Source organism: Methylobrevis pamukkalensis (assembly GCF_001720135.1).
In the GTDB taxonomy this organism is placed as follows: domain Bacteria; phylum Pseudomonadota; class Alphaproteobacteria; order Rhizobiales; family Pleomorphomonadaceae; genus Methylobrevis; species Methylobrevis pamukkalensis.
Genome location: NZ_MCRJ01000002.1, coordinates 18927 through 37629, shown reverse-complemented (window position 1 = coordinate 37629; position 18703 = coordinate 18927). Strand labels below are relative to the sequence as shown.

Below are 18703 nucleotides of genomic sequence, written 5' to 3'. Positions count from 1 at the left end.
CGCCTCAGCTCACCTGACGCCAGGTGCCGTCCGGATTGCGGCAGGCGGTTCCGCGCGACACCTGCGGCTGGCCGTCGATGTAGATCGTGCTGGAATAGTCGCGGCACTGCGAGCTGTTCACCTGCTGCACCGGGCCGACGTTCACCGTGCCGTAGCGGCCGGAATCGGGATTCTGCCACTGCATCGGCGCGCCGGACTCCAGCGACTGGTACTGGGCATTGCCATAATACTGGCGATCCTGCGCGTCGAGCTGGGCGCCGATCTGATTGCCAAGGAAGCCGCCGATCAGCGCGCCGCCGGCGATCGCGGCCACCTTGCCGCTGCCGCTGCCGAAGGCGCTGCCGATCGCGCCGCCCGCGACCGCGCCGCCGAGCGTGCCGAGGACGGCCTTGTTGCCGCCGCCCGCATAGGGGTCGGACGCGCAGCCGGCGAGCACCGCTCCGACCAGGCCGACCATCACCAGTTTGTTCATCACCATGATTTCTCCCGCTCTCTACCGGCTGTCGCGAGCGTCTCCGGACAGCCCGCACCCATCTCTCGCAGGCGGACCGCACGGCCTCCGTGCCGGTCGCCTGAAATCCTGAATTGCTGCATGATCGAAGCGCGAGAACATGGCCGAAATACGAATGTCCTGCCCATCGACGGCCCTGCCGGCGCCGATCCTCAGCTTCTCGGCAGGATCAGCTCGACCGCGAGCCCACCTTTTGCCGATTTGTCGAGAATCAGCCGACCGCCATATACTTCGACCAATTCGTCGACGATGGAAAGTCCGAGTCCCGACCCCGGGATGCTCTCGTCGAGACGCCGGCCACGCTGGAGCACGATGCCGCGCTGTTGCGGCTCCAGCCCGGGGCCATTGTCCTCGACCCGGATCGCCACCATCGAACGCCCGCTGGCGTCGGCAGCCCCCGCACGTGCGGACACGACGACATGGCCGCGCCCGAACTTGCAGGCATTGTCCATGACGTTGCCGAGCATTTCCTCCAGGTCACGTTTCTCGACGCGCACGCGCATGTCCGGCGGGCAGGCGATGTCGATGCGGACGGGCGGCTCGGGATAGGCCCGGCGCAGCACCCGGGCCAGACCCTCGGCCGAAGGTGCCAGTTCGCTGGCGGCGCCGACGACGCGGCGCTCCGCGGCGATGCGGGCGCGGTCGAGGTCGCTCTCGATCCGGCTGCGCATCAGTCCGGCCTGTTCGCGCACCTTCGCCGCCAGCGGCCCGTTGTCGGCCCGCGTCTCGTTGAGAATCACGCTGAGCGGTGTCTTCAAGGCATGGGCAAGGTTGCCGGTGTTGGCGAGCGCCCGCTCCACCACCTTGCGATTGGCCTCGATCAGCGCGTTGAGCTCGGCCGCAAGTCCCTCGATCTCGCGGGGAAATTGCCCGACCAGCCGGTCGGCGGCGCCATTGCGGATCTCCGCCAGCGCCGCGCTCACTGCCGCCAGCGGCCGCAACCCGACCCGTACCTGGAAGATCGTGCCGATCACCAGTCCGGCGGCAAACACCGCGAGCGTGACGAAGACGCTGCGGCTGAAACTGGCGACGTCGCTGCGCAACTCGTCGGCGTTGCCGGCCACGACCACATCGTAGTTGCGGTCGCCGTCGAGATGGACGACCTGCGACACCACCCTGAGCTCGATGCCGCCCGGGCCTTCCAGATAGCCGGCCCGGCTCTCGCCGTCGGCAGGCGGCGGCTCGAGGTCGAGCACATCGCCGAACAGCGAGCGCGACATCGACAGCGTCTCGCCGCTGTCGGGATCGCGGATCAGCCAGTACCAGCCGGAAAGCGGCAGCAGGAAGCCCGGTTCGCCCATGCGGCCGTCATCCGGCGCGTCGGCGTCCGGGCTCGCAGCCAGCGATCCGGCCAGGGCCTTCTGATAGACGTTGAGGCGGGCATCGAAGCTGCGCTCCACGCTTGACCTGTAGAGCGCGGTCAGGACGATCCCGGCAACCACGAGCGAGATCACGCTCCACACCGCGGCGGCAAGCACCATGCGCGCGGACAGCGAATCGGAGGACAGCAGCGCCTTCAGTCGCCTGGCAGGCATCAAGGTCATCCCTCGCCCGCGCCGATGCGGTAGCCGAGCCCGCGCACGGTCTCGATCACGTCGACCGCCAGCTTCTTGCGCAGCCGGCCGACGAAGACCTCGATCGTGTTGGAGTCGCGGTCGAAGTCCTGATCGTAGAGATGCTCGATGAGTTCGGTACGCGAGACGATCTGGTTGCGGTGATGCATCAGATACTGCAGCAGGCGGAACTCGTGCGAGGTCAGCTTCACGAGCGCGCCGTCGACGGTGACGCGCCCGCTCCTGACGTCGAGCCGCAGAGGCCCGGCCTCGATTTCGTTGGAGGCATGGCCGGCGGCCCGGCGCACCAGCGCCCGAAGCCGCGCCAGCACCTCCTCCATGTGAAACGGCTTGGCGACATAGTCGTCGGCACCGGCGTCGATGCCCGCCACCTTGTCGCTCCAGCGGTCACGCGCGGTCAGAAGCAGCACCGGCATCAGCCGGCCGCCGCGGCGCCAGGCTTCCAGCACGCTGATGCCGTCCATCTTCGGCAGGCCGATATCGAGAATGACAGCGTCGTAAGGCTCCGTGTCGCCGAGAAAATGTCCTTCCTCGCCGTCACTCGCCAGATCGACCACGTAGCCCGCCTCCTTGCAGGCGCCCTCGAGCTGCCGCCGGAGGTCGGGGTCATCCTCGACGATCAGGATACGCATCGCCTTTCCGTCCTCTCCGACCAGATCGCCGATCACGTCAGCGGTTGAGCACTGCGCCGCTGCGGGCGTCGACCACCAGCGTCGCCACCCGTCCGCCCCGCCTCATCACCGCCAGGCGATAGACGAGCCCGCCCCGGGCCTCGCACAGCTGCGCGTTGACAATGTCGCCGCCGACCCGCCGGGCGATCGCGCTGAGGCGCATCGCCTCGCCGCTCGCCACGGCCTGTCGGGCCTCGCGCGGCGACAGGCAGGCGGCCTCGGCAGGCTGCGTTCCGGATGCAAGCACGAACGCCCCGAACAGGGCCGCCGCAAGTGCACCCGCAATCCGCCTGATCCCCCTGCCCGCTGGCTGCATCGATCCCGCGCTCCTTTGCCCCTTGCTACCGGAATGCCCCTGAACCGGCGATGAATAGGCGCCGGCTTCCCCGTCCGGCGACACGGGACGCGTCGCGAAACCTTAGAGCGCTTTGTGCCCGGGCGAAATCGCCCGACGAGCAGGAAATCGGTCGGTCCTCACGATCCTGATCCTCGTGTGCCGTCCGGATCCCTCCGAACCGACCCGAGGCTGCCCTGCCGCAGCCGCTTGGTCGCGGCGAGCCGCCCCCAAAGCGCAAGCGCGCCGCCGACCAAAGCCGCCGCCGCTTCCAGCAGACGAACCGCATCGGCCTGCATCGCCTCGTCGGCGACAAGGCCGAACAGAGCCGCCACACCCGCCAGAATGGCGATGAGGGCACCCCACACACCCCGCGAGGCGAGGACGGACTTTTCTTCGGTCATCGAACGTCTCCCATTGAAAAACATGAAACTCGCGTGCCGCGCGACATGTCGGCTGACCGGACCTCACCTCGCCGGATCGAGGCCGCAGATCGTCTCGAGGGCGCCAAGGCGCGCCTCCAGTCCGTCGGCGACCCGGCGCAGGAAGGCCGTCTCGAAGACGAGGCACTGGTCGTAGCGCAGGCCGAACCGCGTGCCGGCCGAGATCCGCTCGATCACCTCCACCTCCTCGTCCACGGTCTCGAACAATGGCACCGGGTGAAAGACGGGCTGGCCGTCGGCCGCGGTCACGGGCGCTCCGTCCTCAACGACCAGCGGCCGCATCTCGACCATCGGTTCCTCGGCGATCTCCTCGCGCATCACCCGCACCGGCACCTCGCCGCGGATCTCGACCGCCTCCACCTGCCGCGTCTCGCGCCGCATCTTCGGGCGCCGCACCGTGCGGGTCTCCGTCCGCCGCTGCTCGGTGGTGACCTCGTCGGCGCAGAACAGCCCGTACGCCCGGGGTCGAGACCGCAGGCCGCGAAGGCCTCGGCCACCTCCTGCGCGACATAGCCCGCATGCAGCCGCGCCCCGTCGTCGCCCTTGAGGGCAACCGCATCGAGCCAGCGGAACACCTGCGGCCGGACCAGGGCCCAGGCCGCGAGTTCCGCCTCCGAGAGGCGCCCGCGCACCTGCTTCTGGCGTGCGTCCGAGGTGTTGATCGTCCCGCTCGCCGCATGGACGGTGGACCAGCGCAAGGCGGCGCTGCCGAGCGTGCGGGCATTGTCGGTGGCGGGCGCCACATTGCCGGCCACCGTGAGTCTTTCGGTCGGCGTGGTGGTGCCGAGGCCGACGTGGCCGTTGTAGAGCACGCGGAACAGTTCGTTCAGCAGGTTGGACGACGTGGTGGTCGCGTTGCGGCCGAAGAACACCAGGCCGGCCTGATCGGCGTCGGGGCCCTCCACGGTCGTGATCGCCGCCCGCCGGCGGTTGGTGTTGATGCCCGCGAAGGCGATCGACCCGCCGAACTGGCCCTCGCCGGTCGTGCCGCCGCTCTCCATCGCGCTGAGGAGGATACCGCCCCGAAAGCCGTTGCCGACATCGGACGGGTCGAACTGGGCGCCGAGCCGAACCACTACATAGCCGTTGGAAAATTCCAGCGGGCCGGTCATCGTGCCGCCGGCCTTCGCTAGTCCGCCTAGGCCGGCCAGCGCGTCGGGGGCGGTGGTCGCGCCGGTCCCGCCCGAGCCGACGGGCAGCGCGACGCCGAGCGTGACCGCGCCGGTGGAGGGCGCAATGGCGAGCGCCTGCGTCCACGCGGCGCCATCGGCCGAGACCTTCACCGCGAACCCGTCGCTCCCCAGCAGACCGGCCTCGGCCCGGCCGGAATATCCGGTCTGGAAGATCAGGGAGGCGGTGTCGCCGGCGGTCTCCTTGTTGAACGTCAGCCGCAGATCGCCATCGCCGCCCTCGGCAACCGTCCGCGCGGCCAGAAGGGCGCTGTTGAGACGCGCCGAAAGCGGATTGTCCGTGTCGGCGGCGGTCCCGATGCCGATGGCCTCCAGATCGCCAAAGGCAACGATGGTGGTCACATCCGCCCAGTCCGCCGCGCGCCGGATCAGCAGCCGTGCCTCGTCGGCGACATAGGCGACGAGGCCGGGAAACGGAGAGAGGAACCGCCAGCCACCGTCGATGCGGCAGGCAATCTGCCCGTCCTCATCGGCCCAGTCGCCGGTGGCCCCGGCCGCGACCAGCCAGCATTCACCCTCCGCCGCCCCGGATGGCGGCTCGGTCAGATCCCGGTCGAGGATGCACAAGCCCGTCAAGGCATCGAGGACGACCAGCGCCTCGTTGTGGGTCACGTGTTTCTGCGCCTGCGCGGCGGCCAGCAGCGGCAGCCCGGCGCGAGGTGTCTGCGTCATGGATCGGAACCTTTCGAAGGGGGCGCACGGCCCGTTGCAGCCGTCCGGTCAGAGATCGCCAGGTCAGAACGAGAAGCTGGCGGTCGCCGGCAGGCCGCGGCCGTGAGTGGCCGAAAGCTGGTGGACGACGATCGTCAGGGAGGCCGGCGGCGCGCCGAAGTCGGTGCTCTGGGCGGCGGCCGTGTAGACGACGGAGGGACTGGCACTCGCGAGGGTCCGCACGACGTCCGCCCCGGCCATCACGTCGACCGCATAGGCCTCCGTATCCTCGCCGAGCGGCACCTCCACCTGTTCCCAGGCATCGCCGCCGACCCGCGTCTGGCGGATCCAGCCGATCGCGATGTCGCCGCCGGCAACCCGCCGCGCCGTGAGCCGCACCGGCGGCAGCGGCCGCAGCCCGCGCCCGCGCACCGTCGCCGTCACCTCGGCCATGCTCGCGTCGCCGACATCGCGGTCGAGCGGTCCCACCCGAAGCGTGAAGCCGCGTCCGATCGTGGAGAGGGCGACATCGAGCGGGGCAACGGCCGCATCGACCAGGACGAAGGTCGCCCCCTCCCCGTGTCCGCCGGCCGTGACGTCACCGGTGCCGAGCAGGCCGCGCAGGAGATGTGACAGGCGATAGGTCCGGGGACCAATCAGGTCGGCGTCCCGGAACTGGATGATCTCCCAGGCACCATCCGACGTGCCGATCGCTGCGGCGTTGCCACCGTCCAGCAGTTCGGCCTCGGTCACGCTCGCCAGCGTCCCGGACAGAAGCGCCACCTCGATGCTGCTCACGCGGTCGAAGCGCCACAGCGGACCGGGTCCCAGCGGCGCCGTCAGACGTCCCATCGTCGCCGGCCTGTCGAGGCTCTGCTGGTGAACGAAGCCGCCGCCCGCGGCCCGGTGAACGCCGAGCGTTCCGGGCCAGGGCCGCGCCGCCGCGGCAATGCGCGGCCGATGCGCAAGCCCCGGATCGCCGCCCGGCAGGTCGAGGATCGCCACCCGCGGCGGCCCGAACACACCCGCCGCCGCCGATGCTCTCGTGCGCACGGGTGCCGCCGCCGCATGGGGCGTGATCGACGGGTCGCAGGCCCGCGCCTCGATCCGGATCGCCTCGGCCTCCTCGATCCGGGCGACGACCACATGGTCCGGCAGGCCGGGAATTGCGAGCGACAGCCGGTCGCCGGGCTCGATCCCGACATGGGCCGGCGGCAGGGCGAACGTCACCCGCTCACGCGCAGCATCAAGATCCTTCAGGAGGGCCTCGGCATACCCGGCCATCGCGGCGGGTGCTGCCACCACCGGCAGCGACAGGTCGAGGGCTCTTGCCCCGTCACCGCCGGCGCGCCCGGCGGCGACGCTGGTCTGGAGATAGTCGGCACCCCCGTCGAGGAAGGCGACCGTCACCGCCGCCGGAACCTCGCCGTCGCCCGTGCGCGTCACCTCGAACAGCGGCTGGCGCTCCTCCTCGACAAGGTCGCCCTCGCCGACACCCGCGACCGCACGGCCGCCGCGGTCGCGGAACACCAGCGTTCCGCCCCGCTCGATCACGTCGAAGCGGAACAGGGTCGCCAGCGGCTCGAGGATCTCGCGGGCCGAGCTGCGTCCCGGCACGACGAGGCCATCGATGACGGCGCCAAGGCCGTCCGTCGTCGCGCCGGCAACGCCGTGGTCGGCGAGCACCGCGGCGACGAGATCGTCGAGCGGGGCGGCGCCCAGCCGTCCGTTCAGCCAGTGGCCGGTGTTCCAGTTGGCGCCGTCCGCCCAGACGTCGGCATGAACCGGAAACGCCGGATAGGGCCGCGCGTCCCAGGTCCAGACATGGGCGCCGCGCCAGTCGGCCATCCGGCGTCCGTCGAGCGGCGAGACCGGATTGGCTTCCTCCGTAAAATCCGGATGTCCGGGATCGAAATGCCCGAGCATCGCCTCCAGATAGCGGCGCTGCATCAGGTCGTCGCGCCGCCCGCGCGAAAAGCGCGGTGACCGGCCTTCAGAGGAGACGAGGTCGGGAAAGACATTCGGCTCGTTGGCGCCATTGTCCACCGCCGGGCAGCCCACCTCGGTGAAGCGGATGGGCTTCAGTCCCGGCACCCAGGCGGTCGGCACCGGGCTCTCGACGCCGCCCGGCCGGTCGTGATGGAGATTGCCCCACCAGCCGGCGAGATCCTTGACGCGGAAGGTCCATGGCTTGCCCGCCGCCCCATCGGTGATCGGCGTGCGCAACCCCGCGGCGCGGTCGGCCTCGCTGGCATAGAACCAGTCGAAATTCTCGCCGCCCGCGACGTTGCCCGCCAGATAGGCCCGGTCCGACGGCGCGTCGGCGATCGCCGCATCCGCATGGTCGCCCTCGCGCCAGTCGGCGAGCGGCAGATAGGCGTCGATGCCGACGAAATCGATGTCGGGGCTCGCCCAGAACGGGTCGAGATGGAAGGTCACGTCGCCGGAGCCATCCACCGGGCGATGGTTGGCCCACTCGGTCCAGTCGGCGGCATAGCTCACCTCGGTCGCGGGCCCGAGTACCGATTTGACGTCCCCGGCGAGAGCAACGAGATCGTCCACGAACGGGTGGCTGGCAAAGCCGTCCGACAGCGCGGTGAGCCCGCGCATCTCCGAGCCGACCAGAAAGCAGTCGACGCCGCCGGCCGCATCGCACAGCGTTGCATAGTGCAGGATCATCCGCCGGTAGGACCATTCCGAACCGCCGTAGGACACCGCCGTGCCGAAGGCAAAGAAGTCCTCCGGCACAGCGGCGCCGGTGAAGGCCGCCACCTGCGATGTGACCGCGGACGTACGGTCGGGCGAGCCGGGCCGGCCAGGTGCCGGATCGCAGGTGATGCGCCCGCGCCAGGGATAGCCGGCTGGCCATCCGCCGCGCCATAAGGGTCCGGCAGTCCGTTGCCGGCGGGAATGTCCATCATCACGAAGGGATAGAAGGTCACCTTCAGCCCGCGATCGCGGATCTCCTGGATCAGCGCAATGACGCTGGCGTCCGATGGCGTGCCGCCGAAGGCCGCACGCCCGTCGACGGTCGAGGTCGTCGCCGCGGTGGTCCGGGTCAGCCCGCTCACCCGCCAGGTGGCGCCGCGCGTCACCTTGTCATCGCTCTCCACCTTCGGCCGGATCTGGCAGGCGCCGCAGCGCAGGTCGTCGCCGAACCAGGCGACGACGATCGCCACGCTTTCGAGCGCCGGACAGAGCGCCTGCAACTCGTCGAGCGCGGCAACGACATCGCTGGGGGCCACGGAGGTGTGGACATTCTCGCGCTCGGTCACGCCGTCGTCCGGCGCCCGCGTCACCGGCGACGTGGCGTAGCCGAATTCGGTGGCGCCGGGAATCAGCGTCACCGCGCGGATCATCCGCTCCAGCCGCCCGACCGGGCGCATCACCTCGAAGGTCAGCTGCGGCAGGGCGTTGCCGAACTCCGCCAGCGGCAGGTTCTCAAACACTACATAGGCCAGACCGCGATAGGCCGGCGCCCGCTCGGGCCCCTGCATCGCCTCGATCAGGCTGTCCGGCATCTGGTCCTCGCTGCCGGCGTGCACCCGCATGGTCACGCGCGTCAGATCGAGCAGCGCGCCGTTGGCCCAGACCCGCCCGATCCTCGCGATCGGCCCGTCGCAGAGGCCGACCGCAAAGCTGGCGCTGTAATCGTAGGTCCGCACCCGCGTGCCGCCGCCGCCCTTGCCGCCGGCCGACTCCGTGGTCACCGTCTCGGTGAGCCGCGTCGCCCAGATGATCTGGCCGGCGATCCGCGCGCGGCCATAGCGCGCGGCACCGGCACCCCCTCGCTGGAGGCCTGCACGGAGAGGTCGGAGAGGCGCCCGCGCTCCACGGTCGAGGACGAGCCGAACAGGCTGCGATCAAGGGCGGCACCTGCCAGCGCGCCGAGCGCCCGGCCGGCGACAAGGCCGAAGAAGCCGAAGCTCTGGCCGAGAAAGGCGCCGGCCGCGGCCAGCACGAGGGTCGCCATCGGACATGTCTCCGGGATGGAAGAAGATCGGCGCCGCCCGGTCAGGCACCGGGAAAGGCAAAGGCCGCCACCAGCCGCCGCCGCCACCAGGGCGACAGCCAGGCCGACGCCACCGCCGCGCCATGCTGGGCATGCACGAAGCGTCCGGGGGCGACGAGGATCGCCGCATGCTTGGCCGGCAGATGCGCACGCCAGCGGAACAGCAGCAGGTCGCCCGGGGTGATGTCGTTCAGGTCCACCGGCGACAGATGGCGCAGCGCCGCCGCCTGCAGGCTGTCGGCCCCCGCCTCCGCCCAGTCGGGCGTGTAGGCCGGCGGCGTCTCCGGCTCGGGACCGATCGCCGCGCGCCAGACCCCGCGCACGAGGCCGAGGCAGTCGCAGCCGGCGCCCTTGAGCGAAGCCTGATGCCGGTAGGGCGTGCCGAGCCAGCTCAGGGTCTCGGCGACGATGGCGTCACGCAGGGTCATTCGAACAGCACGCCTCCGTCGTTGTCGCCGCCCGAACGGGCATAGGCAAAGGCAAAGTCGTTGCCAGGCATGTGCGGGAAGCCGCGGAAGTTGATCGCGTTGGCGAACCTGCCGGCGCAGGTCGCAAAGCGCTTGTCGCAACCGGCAACCAGCGACACCGCCGTGCCGTCGGCCACGGCCAGCGGCAGGCCGCGCCAGAGCGTGACCCGGGCATCTCCGTCCGTCGTCTCGTGGCGGTCGATCCCGGCAACAAGGCCGGTGAGCGGCCCGCCGAGAAAGCGCAGCTCGCCGCTCGTGAACCATCCGTCCGGATAGGTGTCGAGGGCGGACACGGAAAGCACCGCCCGCCCCGCCGTTGCCGTGACCACGCCGTCGCCGGTGTAGAGGTCGGACGCCGCGTCGATCCCGCAGCGCGCGTCGCCGAAGCGGGCATCGCAGCCGCGTCCGAACAGCCGCCCGCCGATCCGGTCGAGGGCATGGGCCGGGCCGCGCAGTTCGGCGCGGAAGGCGCCGTCGCGGCGCGTCACCTCGCCGATCGTCGCCGTGCGCAGAGGCAAGTGGTTTTCCGGCGCCGTCCAGTCGGCGAGCAGCACGTCGACACGCGCCCCATCCCAGCGCCCGGCCAGCAGATCCTCCTCGCTGAGGGCGGCCGCATCGATCACCCCGGCCACATCCTCGTCGCCCGGCGCGAAGTCGCTGCTCGCCGACGCAGCCGACCGATCGAAGCCGGTCGCCGCCGCAAAGGTCTCCTCGCCGATCACGATGTCGCGATCGTGATCGGTAAAGCCGAGCCGCGTGCCGTCACGGCGCGTCAGCCGCCACAGCGTCGCAAGGGTCGTCGCGCCCTGAGCCAGATGACTGGCCAGAGCGGGCGGAATCGCGCGCATGCCTGTTCGTCCTTCAGCTGAGATGGATCTCGACGAGCGGGATCGAGGGGATGTCGCCGGCGTCGAAGGCGGCCAGGTTCACGACAAGGCTGTCGCTGTCGAAGCGAACCGGCACATCGAAATGGAACCCGGCTGTCACTTCCGCGTTAGGGTCCGGTGCTAACGCCAGCGCGACGATGCCACCGGGGGAAATCTCGACAGCTTCCCCCTCGGCCTCGACTCCGCCGACGGCGATCCGGACGCTGCCTTCCACGGGGCATGTGATCGGCCGCGCGTAGGGCCGGAGCGTGCCGTAGGTCTTGAGGAGTTGAAAGTGCCGCGTTGCGCCGTCGCCCGTCCCGATGACCTGATCGAGAGGCGAAGCCGTCTGCCCGGGCGGGCACGACTTCCAGTCGCTGCGATCCCGAAAGCGGAAGCCGTGCAGCCGCCCGCGCCGTTCCTCGAAGAACGAGATCACCGCGTGAACATCGTCGAGCGACCGGATGCCCTGGCCGGCGTCGTAGCGGCGGCGGCCATGGGCCCAGCGGCTGTTGCGCACCTCCGCCCCCGAACCGAGCGTCACCACCTCGGTCCGTCGCTCCGGACCACCGCTGGCGCCGAAGGCAATCCGCATCGGAAACAGCACGTCATGGAATGGGCCTGATGACGACATTTTTCCCTGCCAGTTTGATTCACCTCAAGGCCGACCACGGGCCACGGAGGCATCCTTTGAAAAGAGAGGAGCGGGACATGGCTCTCTTCGCGGTGGAGACAGCAAACGACGGTTGCAATGGTCCGGCCTTTCCGGACCTCGCGCTCGTTGATGCCATCCGTCGGTTCGATGCCGATCTGGCCGAACTCTTTTCCGGCATTGTCGAGCGTATCGACAGTGTCGAACGCGAACGGGCCGGGATCTCGGAGCAGCTTCTCGCCGAACTCAAGACCCAGCGCGTCATGTTCCGGGAGGAGATCCTGGGGATGATCGACGCCCGCCGACGCGCCGCCTGACCCCCTCCTCGTCGGGCCGGTGCTATAGCCCGCGCTGTCCCCGTCCGGCGGCGCGGGCTAGCCCTTTCGGAACCCGCCGGCCCGACAAGCCAGATCGTCCCGTATTCACAGCCCCCGCCGTCCACGCTCCACCGCCCGCGCCAGCAGCGCCGTGATCTGCGCCTCCGATCGGCGAAAGCTCGCCGCATCCGGCGTCGTCACGTGGAAGGTCACGGCGACCTGGCCACCCGAGGCGCGCACGCCGAGCGTGCCGTCGGTGCCGCGCGCCAGCGGCAGGATCGCTTCGGCACCTGCCTCGCCGGCAAGGCCGGTCCGCCCGTCCGCCATCGGAAAATAGCTCGGCGACGCCACCACGCCGCCATCGGCAAAGGGCACCACGCCGCCGGACGTGCCGAGTAGGCCGCCGGCCAGGCTGGAAATCCCCGACACGATCGGCTGCAGCGCCCCGTTCAGCATCGACGCCGACAGGCTCAGTGCCAGTTGCCGCAACACGTCGTCGAGCGACCGGCCCTCCAGCGCCGCGGCGGCAAGCCCCCGGCTCAGCGAGGCCGAGAACCGGTTGGAAACCCGTTCGAGGTCGATGAGCCGCGCCTCGATCCGGTCGGCCTCCTCACCGAAGGCCGCCAGTTCATCGCCCGTCGTCGCCATCGCCCGCCCCCTGTCCGCTGTCACCACGTCGTGCCGACGCCCGGCACGCGCCCCCGTCCGCATCAGGAACCGTGTCCGGATATCGGCCCATCAGGTCGTCCAGCCGGCCGCGACGCATCGCGGCCCCCGCCGGTCCGCTAAAGGCAGCGGCCAGTTCGCGCGGCGTCGTCGCCCAGAACTCCCGCGGCGCGAGCCGCAGCCGGCCGAGGCCGGCCTGCATTGCCGCCGCCCAGGGAAAGGCCGCGCGCGCGCGCCGCTCAAGGGCGCGGGCCGCCCGCCTCGGCCACCTCCCCGCGCTCCGCTCCGCCGAAGGTGGCGACCAGAAGCTCGGCGACGATGCGGGCATAGCCCGCCGCCCCGCCCTCGGCCTGCATCGCCGCCACCTCGGCGTCTGAGATCGGCTCGCCTGCACCGCGCAATCCGGCGCCGATCACCTTCACCGCGTCGGCGGCCCGAAGCCGGCCGTGCGAGAAGCGCGCGGCGAGCGCCCCCATGTCCTCGGCCGCGAAGGCCGACTCCAGTTCGGCGAGCGCGCCGAGCGTGAGGCACAGCGTCCGCCGGCGGCCGCCGATCTCGGCGGCAATCTCGCCGCGCAGCCTGTTGACCATCTTCGCCTCCCGTTTCACGCCGCCGAAAAGCTGAGGGCCCCGGCCGATTCCAGACCCAGTTCGTAGGTCACCTCGCCGTCGTGGTTGCCGGCGTAGTCGAGCGCCGTCACCTGGAACAGTCCGGCGACGGTGCCGAAATCGGGGATCACCACCTGCCAGGGCCGGATCGATCGTCGAAGAAGATCTGCCGCACCGCCGCGTCCGAGGCCCCGTCGCGGAAGATGCCGCTGCCCGAAAGGCTCGCCCGGCGCACGCCGGCCCCCTCCAGCAGCTCCCGCCAGCGCCCCGCGCTGTCGGCGTCCGTCACGTCCACGGCGGCGGCGTGAAGGCGAGGCGCCGGGCGCGCAGCCCGGCCACCGTGGTGAAGCTGCCCGTGTTGGCCGGATCGACCTTCAGCAAGAGGTCGCGGCCGCGCTGTGCGCCCATGTCGGTCTCCTCGATCCATGAATTCGGGGGGGACGCGGCAGGCGCGTCAGCACTCGATCAGCGCCGTCAGCCGCAGACGGCAGCGCCAGGTCCGCCCGTCGCGCAGCCGCTCGGTGGTCGTCTCGCCGAACGTCAGCAGCACCAGCCGCCCGTCCTCCGGCACCAGCGCGGCAGCGCCGATCGCCTGTTCGGCGGCGGCGATGATGGAAAGCGCCTCGCCGCGTCCGCCCTGCCGCGACAAAGCCTCGAGATCGAGGCGCAGCCTCAGCCCGCCCGCCTCGTCGCTGCTCCAGTCCTCGGTGCGGGCCGCGCCGTGCACGAGGCAGGGAAAGACGGCGCCCGCCGGCGGCGGACCATCGAAGATCCGCCCGCCGAGCAGGCCGGCAAGGTCGGGATCGGCGCCGAGACGCCCGTGCAGCGCCTTCTGGAAGGCGCGCGCCACCCCGCTTCGGGAACCGGTCATCCGTTCTCCTCCTCGGCAAGGCAGGCGAGAAAACCCCAGTCGGGACCGGTGACGCCCAGCACCCGGTAACGCCGCCCGCCGCCCGCAAGGCTCCAGCCCGCCCGCAGCGTCACGTCGGCCCGCAGAAGGATGCGGTGGGTGGCGATCCCGCGGGCGCGAGCGGCCGGGTCCACCCGTTCGGCGAGCCCCACCGGCTCGATCGCCGCCCAGGTGTCGGCGGTGACCACGTCCACCGTGGTCGCCCCGCCGACATCATCGGCGATCACGACCGGCTCCTCGACGGACAGGCGGTGGCGCAGCGCGCCGATCGACGCGGTCGTCCTCATGCCGCAAGACCCGTCCGGCGAAACGGCGCGACGAGGCCGACCACGGCCTCCGGCAGCCCGGCCGCTCGCGCGTCGCCCCGGTTCTCGAACCAGTGGGCGACCAGCAGCCGCATTGCCTGGCGCAGCGGCTCGGGCACGTCGCCGGCCGTCGCTCCGAAGCCGGCCACATAGGTCACGGCGATCCCGCCGAAGCGCAGGCCGGGCGAGAGCGGCACCTTCACGTCGATCCGCGCCACTTCACCGACAAGATCCACCGCGTAGGCCGAGGGCACGATCGGCACGAGCTCGCCGTCAGGCCCCGCCACTTCGAGCGCGGCCACCTCGATCACCGGCCCGGCGGCGAGCCGCAGCGTCCGCGTGCGCGGCAGCCGGTCGAAGCGCGCCCGCAGCGTCTGGGCAATCAGCCGGCGCCGCGACAGCTGCTCCACGGCGAGCCGGGCGGCAAGGATCAGCGCCGTCACCAGCTCGTCCTCCGCATCGCCGCCAAGGCGCAGAAACGCCTTCGCCTCGGCCAGCGTCAGCGGCTCCGTCGCCGGCTGGATCATCAGTTCGACAGACATGGCGTCACCTGACTTGGGAATCGGATCCTGGGAATATTGTCCTGAGACGCACGCCTGCGGTCATCCGCAGGCGACGTCCGGAACGGCTGCGGCCCCGCCGCGGGAGATGCGACGGGGCCGCCTTCGGCAGGTCTGGCGCGGAGGGAGGCGCGCCGTGCTCAGGCCGTGCCGAACTTCAGGAGCTTGATCGCGTCATAGTCCTGGATGCCGCCGCCGACGCGCTTGGTCGTGTAGAAGAGCACGTAGGGCTTGGCGGAATAGGGATCGCGCAGCACCCGCACGCCGGTGCGGTCGACCACCAGATAGCCGCGGCGGAAGTCGCCGAAGGCGATCGCCGTCTCGTCGTCGTCGATGTCCGGCATCTCCTCGACCTCGGCGACCGGGAAGGACATCAGGCTCGCCCGCGCCCCGGCGGTCGCCGGCGGCTGCCAGAGATAGGCCCCGTCGGAGTCCTTGAGCTTGCGCACCGCCGCCTGGGTGCGGCGGTTCATCACGAAAGTCGCGTTCTGACGATAGCCGGCCTTCAGCGCATAGACGAGGTCGACCAGCGCGTCGCCCGGATCGCTCGCGGCAAAGGCGCCCTCCGCGCCGGTGGCGACATAGCCGAGCGTGCCCCAGCTCCAGCTCGCCTCGGCCGAAAGCGTCGCCGACAGGAACCCGGTCGGCTTGGAGACCCCGTTGCCGGACACGAAGGCCGCCCCCTCCTGCGCGGCGAAGGCCTGCTCCACCTCGTCGGCAAGCCAGGCGTCGACGTCCACCGCGGCGTCGTCCAGCAGCGTCTGCGTCGCCGCCGGCATGGCGTAGAGTTCCATGGTCGGATAGGTCAGCTCGGCCAGCGTTGGTGCCGCCGTCTGCGGCCGGGCGGCGGTCTCGCCCGCCCAGCCCACCGCCGGCCCGGCCACCGAGAAGGGCTTGCGGTAGGCGCCGACGACACGGTGCGAACCCCGGCGACGCCCGGATCGGCGACAGCGCGGCCAGCCGCCGGCCGATCTCGGCCTCGGTCTCCTCGGGCACCAGATAGCCGCCGTCCGGACCGGAGCCGACCGACAGCGCCCGGGTCTCGAGCCCCTTCAGCCCCGCATCCCCACCGCCGCGCACATAGGCGTGGAAGGCATCGCGGTGCTCGCCGACCTGCCGGTCGTCGCGGCCCTCGCGGCCGGCGATCGGCGGCCGCTGCGCCCGCAGCGCCAGCCGGTCGATCTCCGCCTTGCGGGCGTCGAGATCGCGGTCGATCCGCGTCAGCTTGTCGATCGTCAGCGGGTCGGGCGCCCGGCGCTCGATCTCGTCGAGCCGCGCGTCGTTGGTCTCCTTGAAGGCCTCGAAGGCGATCATGAACTCGCCGAAGGCCGCGGCGACATCGTCGCCCGCCTTGGTCTCGGGAGCAGGCTGCAGGTCCATCGTCATCGGGTGACATCCTCATGGTCAGGGAAGGAGGGTTTGTCGTCTGGCGGAGCAGGCCATGGCCCGGCCAGGCGCCGGGTCGTCGGATCGGGTGCCGACGGCAGGCTGCCCGCATCAGGCCGGGGCGATGCGGCGGGCGGCGCGGCGGATCGTTCCGGCAAGGCTGCCGGGGCGGCTCTGACCGGCACGCGGCAGAGAGGCCGACGCGCTCAGCCGCGCGCCCGGCTGCATCGGAAAGGTCACCAGCGAGATCTCCCAGAGGTCGATCTCGAGAAGCCGGCGCAGGCCGGTGCGCGGGTCCTTCTCGGCCCGCACCGCCCGGAATCCGATCGACAGTCCGTCGAGAATCCCGGCCCGGATCAGGCTGCTCACCTCGCGGCCGCGCACAATTCCCGCGTGTATTTCCCCCTCGGCACGCAGACCCGTCCCGTCCTCGAACAGGCTGAGCCAGCGGCCGATCGGCTCGCAGGGATCGTGCTGGTAGAGCAGCTTCACGCCGCCCGTCCCGCGTCGCTTCAGGCTCGCGGCGAAGGCCCCCGGCATCACCACGTCGCCTGCCAGGTCGGCCTTGCCGAACAGGCTGGCGTAGCCGCCGAAGCGGCCGGTCGCTCCCGTGCCGAGATCGCCGGCAAGGAGCGCCCGATGCTCCGGCGGCAAGGCGCGCGGGAGCATGAGGGAGAGGGAACGGCGTTTCATGCCCGGCTCCTGCCCCTCGCATCGGCAGAGCCACGGGCGCGGGGCCGGGCCTGCGAGAGGTGCGTTTTCAGCATGGCCGCAAAGGCGGCGAACACCTCGTGCGCCGCCGCCTCCACCTCGTGGCGGCCGCTCGGACGGGTCCGGCTCACGAGGTGAGTCAGGACGTTGACAAGTTGAGTCAGGCGAGTCACCTTCCCCTCCGTTTCCGCCGGCGCATCCAGCGCCTCCGGCTTGTCAATCCACCTGAAGTCGGGTGGATTTTCATTTGAATTCATCGACTTGCGGTGCATTGCCGATGCCGTGATTCAATGAAGGCGGCCAGCACCTCCAGTTGTACCCCTCGCGTGGAATCAGAGGTTGCATCCGCCCGCCGTTTCGCGAGTCTTTTCAGCACTCTGCGGCCCGTTGTTCATTCGCGGTCCCGCATGCTGAAATGCTGGTTGAGCCGGGCGATCTCCGCCACGAAGTCGTTGAACCGCCGGTGGGCCGCGGCCAGCTCGCGCAGCGTCACCGTCAAAAGCGCGCTCGCGCCCGACGCCCAGAGAAACAGCGCCAGATGCGCAAGGTCGCCGCGTTCGGCGAAGATGCCGCCGATCTCGGTCATTCGCGATCCCTCCCGTTGAGAGGCGGACCGGCCTCTGCCGTGCCGGGTCGCAGCAGATCGGCCGGCGGTGCATTGCCGCCCTCCACCGGCCCGTAGCCGAGTGCCGCCCGCCGTTCGTTGACGGTCAGGAACCCGGCGGTCGCCACCCGGTCCCACATCTCGCCGCGCTCGCCGGCCAGCGCCGAGACCTGGTCGGGGTCCGGCACAAGCTCCAGATCCTCGCCGAAGGCAGGACCAAGCCAGCCGCCGAGACGGGACGTCACCCGCCCGGCGAGCGGCAGGACGGTCTGGCGCCAGAAGGCCCGGGTCGCCTCCTGGTAGTTCGCATAGGTTGCATCGCCTGGAATGCCGAGCAGCATCGGCGGCACGCCGAAGGCGAGCGCGATGTCGCGGGCCGCCCCGTTGCGCGCCTCCATGAAGTCCATGTCCCGCGGCGACAGGCTCATCGATTTCCAGTCGAGCCCGCCCTCCAGCAGCAGCGGCCGGCCGGCGTTGACGGCGCCTGGTAGCCTTCCTCCAGCTCCTGCTTCAGCCGCTCGAACTGTCCCTCGCTGAGCCCCCCGGTGCCCTGGTAGACGAGCGCCCCGGAGGGCCGCGCCGCGTTGTCGAGCAGCGCCTTGTTCCAGCCGGCCGAGGCATTGTGGATGTCGAGGCTCACCTGCGCGGCCTCCAGCGGCGACAGGCCATAGTGGTCGTCGAGCGGATGGAACAGCTTCAGATGCAGCACCGGTTGGCGTCCGTCGCTCCGGCCATCGCCCTCGTCGCGAAAGCGCACCGTCCGTCCGCCCGCCGTGTAGTCGTAGCCCTCCGGCCAGCCGTCGCGCCCGGCCACCACCTTCATCCGGTCGGGCCGCAGCGCATGCAGTTCCGACGGCACGCCGCCGGTGCCCACCCGCTCGACATAGGCGTTGCCCGCCGTCAGCAGGTGGCCGTAGAGTGCCTCCAGAAAGTCGGCCCGCCCCTCGCCGGGGTTCGGCCGGGCCAGCAGATCCAGCAGCGGATGGGTCTCCTGCTCCCGCCCGCCGACCATCAGCAGCAGCGGCAGCGAGGCTGCCGCCTCGGCCACCATCCGCACGGCGCGATAGACCACCGGATTGCGCGCAAAGCCCTCGCGGGCCAGCGAGGCATAGTCGCGCGGCGTCCAGACCGGGCGGCCGGCGCGGGAGAAGGCAATGAGCGCCGCCGTCCGCGACGCCTTCGCCTCGCCCTCCGGCGGCGTCGGGCCCCCCGCCTGTGGAGCGGCCGCCTGTGGATCAGCCGTCTCCGGCCGCATCCGCCTGAAA

Annotated in this window: 22 protein-coding genes and 3 pseudogenes; 1 reads left to right on the top strand and 24 read right to left on the bottom strand. The window is 71.0% G+C overall.

Annotation, left to right across the window (positions count from 1 at the left end; all coding sequences use genetic code 11):
* Positions 1 to 4 precede the first annotated feature (4 nt).
* The 12 genes from A6302_RS00885 to A6302_RS00835 all read right to left on the bottom strand — a co-directional run bounded on the left by A6302_RS00885 (position 5) and on the right by A6302_RS00835 (position 11353).
* Positions 5 to 478: an RT0821/Lpp0805 family surface protein gene (locus A6302_RS00885; RefSeq protein ID WP_245293843.1), complete on the bottom strand. Its 474-nt coding sequence runs from the start codon at positions 476 to 478 to the stop codon at positions 5 to 7.
* Positions 479 to 663: 185 nt separating this feature from the next.
* A complete protein-coding gene (locus A6302_RS00880) occupies positions 664 to 2046 on the bottom strand; it encodes a sensor histidine kinase (RefSeq protein ID WP_069305456.1) in 1383 nt (460 codons plus the stop codon).
* Between the two features lie 5 nt (positions 2047 to 2051).
* The gene (locus tag A6302_RS00875; RefSeq protein ID WP_069305500.1) at positions 2052 to 2717 is read right to left on the bottom strand and encodes a response regulator transcription factor; all 666 of its coding nucleotides are present in this window, start codon (positions 2715 to 2717) and stop codon (positions 2052 to 2054) included.
* Between the two features lie 37 nt (positions 2718 to 2754).
* Entirely contained in the window at positions 2755 to 3072 is a 318-nt protein-coding gene (locus A6302_RS00870) for a PepSY domain-containing protein (protein WP_210183233.1), read from the bottom strand.
* Between the two features lie 158 nt (positions 3073 to 3230).
* A complete protein-coding gene (locus A6302_RS00865) occupies positions 3231 to 3494 on the bottom strand; it encodes a hypothetical protein (protein ID WP_069305455.1) in 264 nt (87 codons plus the stop codon).
* A gap of 63 nt (positions 3495 to 3557) precedes the next feature.
* On the bottom strand, positions 3558 to 3914 hold the full coding sequence (locus tag A6302_RS00860; RefSeq protein ID WP_069305454.1) for a tail fiber domain-containing protein: 357 nt from the start codon (positions 3912 to 3914) through the stop codon (positions 3558 to 3560).
* Positions 3851 to 5395 carry a DUF2793 domain-containing protein gene (locus tag A6302_RS00855; protein WP_069305453.1) on the bottom strand — a complete coding sequence of 515 codons (1545 nt, stop codon included), beginning with the start codon at positions 5393 to 5395 and terminating at the stop codon, positions 3851 to 3853. The genes A6302_RS00860 and A6302_RS00855 overlap by 64 nt, the downstream gene beginning before the upstream one ends.
* A gap of 63 nt (positions 5396 to 5458) precedes the next feature.
* Positions 5459 to 8212 (bottom strand): baseplate multidomain protein megatron, encoded by a 2754-nt coding sequence (locus tag A6302_RS00850; RefSeq protein WP_425349097.1) that lies wholly within the window; start codon positions 8210 to 8212, stop codon positions 5459 to 5461.
* Positions 8213 to 9080: 868 nt separating this feature from the next.
* On the bottom strand, positions 9081 to 9347 hold the full coding sequence (locus tag A6302_RS25495) for a hypothetical protein (protein ID WP_342586178.1): 267 nt from the start codon (positions 9345 to 9347) through the stop codon (positions 9081 to 9083).
* A gap of 41 nt (positions 9348 to 9388) precedes the next feature.
* A complete protein-coding gene (locus tag A6302_RS00845; protein ID WP_069305452.1) occupies positions 9389 to 9814 on the bottom strand; it encodes an NlpC/P60 family protein in 426 nt (141 codons plus the stop codon).
* A complete protein-coding gene (locus A6302_RS00840; RefSeq protein ID WP_069305451.1) occupies positions 9811 to 10701 on the bottom strand; it encodes a DUF2163 domain-containing protein in 891 nt (296 codons plus the stop codon). Before A6302_RS00840 ends, A6302_RS00845 begins: the two co-directional genes overlap by 4 nt.
* Positions 10702 to 10714: 13 nt before the next feature.
* Positions 10715 to 11353, bottom strand: coding sequence for a DUF2460 domain-containing protein (locus A6302_RS00835; RefSeq protein WP_069305450.1), 639 nt, complete (start codon positions 11351 to 11353; stop codon positions 10715 to 10717).
* 77 nt (positions 11354 to 11430) lie between these two features.
* Between A6302_RS00835 and A6302_RS00830 the strand changes: the two genes are divergently transcribed.
* Entirely contained in the window at positions 11431 to 11688 is a 258-nt protein-coding gene (locus A6302_RS00830) for a hypothetical protein (protein ID WP_069305449.1), read from the top strand.
* Between the two features lie 105 nt (positions 11689 to 11793).
* On the opposite strand, the gene A6302_RS00825 is transcribed toward A6302_RS00830, so the two are convergent.
* From A6302_RS00825 to A6302_RS20865, 12 genes and pseudogenes are all read right to left on the bottom strand, one after another.
* Positions 11794 to 12336: a phage tail tape measure protein gene (locus A6302_RS00825; protein ID WP_083255384.1), complete on the bottom strand. Its 543-nt coding sequence runs from the start codon at positions 12334 to 12336 to the stop codon at positions 11794 to 11796.
* On the bottom strand, positions 12317 to 12682 hold the full coding sequence (locus A6302_RS25490) for a rcc01693 family protein (protein ID WP_083255383.1): 366 nt from the start codon (positions 12680 to 12682) through the stop codon (positions 12317 to 12319). The genes A6302_RS00825 and A6302_RS25490 overlap by 20 nt, the downstream gene beginning before the upstream one ends.
* Positions 12594 to 12944, bottom strand: coding sequence for a gene transfer agent family protein (locus tag A6302_RS00820; RefSeq protein WP_069305497.1), 351 nt, complete (start codon positions 12942 to 12944; stop codon positions 12594 to 12596). Before A6302_RS00820 ends, A6302_RS25490 begins: the two co-directional genes overlap by 89 nt.
* A 14-nt stretch (positions 12945 to 12958) precedes the next feature.
* Positions 12959 to 13370 (bottom strand): annotated as a pseudogene (locus A6302_RS00815) (phage major tail protein, TP901-1 family).
* A gap of 46 nt (positions 13371 to 13416) precedes the next feature.
* The gene (locus tag A6302_RS00810) at positions 13417 to 13833 is read right to left on the bottom strand and encodes a DUF3168 domain-containing protein (RefSeq protein WP_069305448.1); all 417 of its coding nucleotides are present in this window, start codon (positions 13831 to 13833) and stop codon (positions 13417 to 13419) included.
* Positions 13830 to 14159, bottom strand: coding sequence for a head-tail adaptor protein (locus A6302_RS00805; RefSeq protein WP_069305447.1), 330 nt, complete (start codon positions 14157 to 14159; stop codon positions 13830 to 13832). Before A6302_RS00805 ends, A6302_RS00810 begins: the two co-directional genes overlap by 4 nt.
* Complete coding sequence (locus tag A6302_RS00800; RefSeq protein ID WP_069305446.1) at positions 14156 to 14719, bottom strand: head-tail connector protein; 564 nt, start codon at positions 14717 to 14719, stop codon at positions 14156 to 14158. Before A6302_RS00800 ends, A6302_RS00805 begins: the two co-directional genes overlap by 4 nt.
* Before the next feature lie 158 nt (positions 14720 to 14877).
* Positions 14878 to 16123 (bottom strand): annotated as a pseudogene (locus tag A6302_RS00795) (phage major capsid protein).
* 111 nt (positions 16124 to 16234) lie between these two features.
* Positions 16235 to 16816 carry an HK97 family phage prohead protease gene (locus A6302_RS00790; RefSeq protein WP_069305445.1) on the bottom strand — a complete coding sequence of 194 codons (582 nt, stop codon included), beginning with the start codon at positions 16814 to 16816 and terminating at the stop codon, positions 16235 to 16237.
* Positions 16813 to 17106 carry a hypothetical protein gene (locus A6302_RS00785; RefSeq protein ID WP_069305444.1) on the bottom strand — a complete coding sequence of 98 codons (294 nt, stop codon included), beginning with the start codon at positions 17104 to 17106 and terminating at the stop codon, positions 16813 to 16815. Before A6302_RS00785 ends, A6302_RS00790 begins: the two co-directional genes overlap by 4 nt.
* Positions 17107 to 17225: 119 nt before the next feature.
* A complete protein-coding gene (locus A6302_RS00780; protein WP_069305443.1) occupies positions 17226 to 17420 on the bottom strand; it encodes a hypothetical protein in 195 nt (64 codons plus the stop codon).
* Positions 17417 to 18693, bottom strand: a pseudogene (locus A6302_RS20865) (phage portal protein). Before A6302_RS20865 ends, A6302_RS00780 begins: the two are co-directional and overlap by 4 nt.
* Positions 18694 to 18703 lie beyond the last annotated feature (10 nt).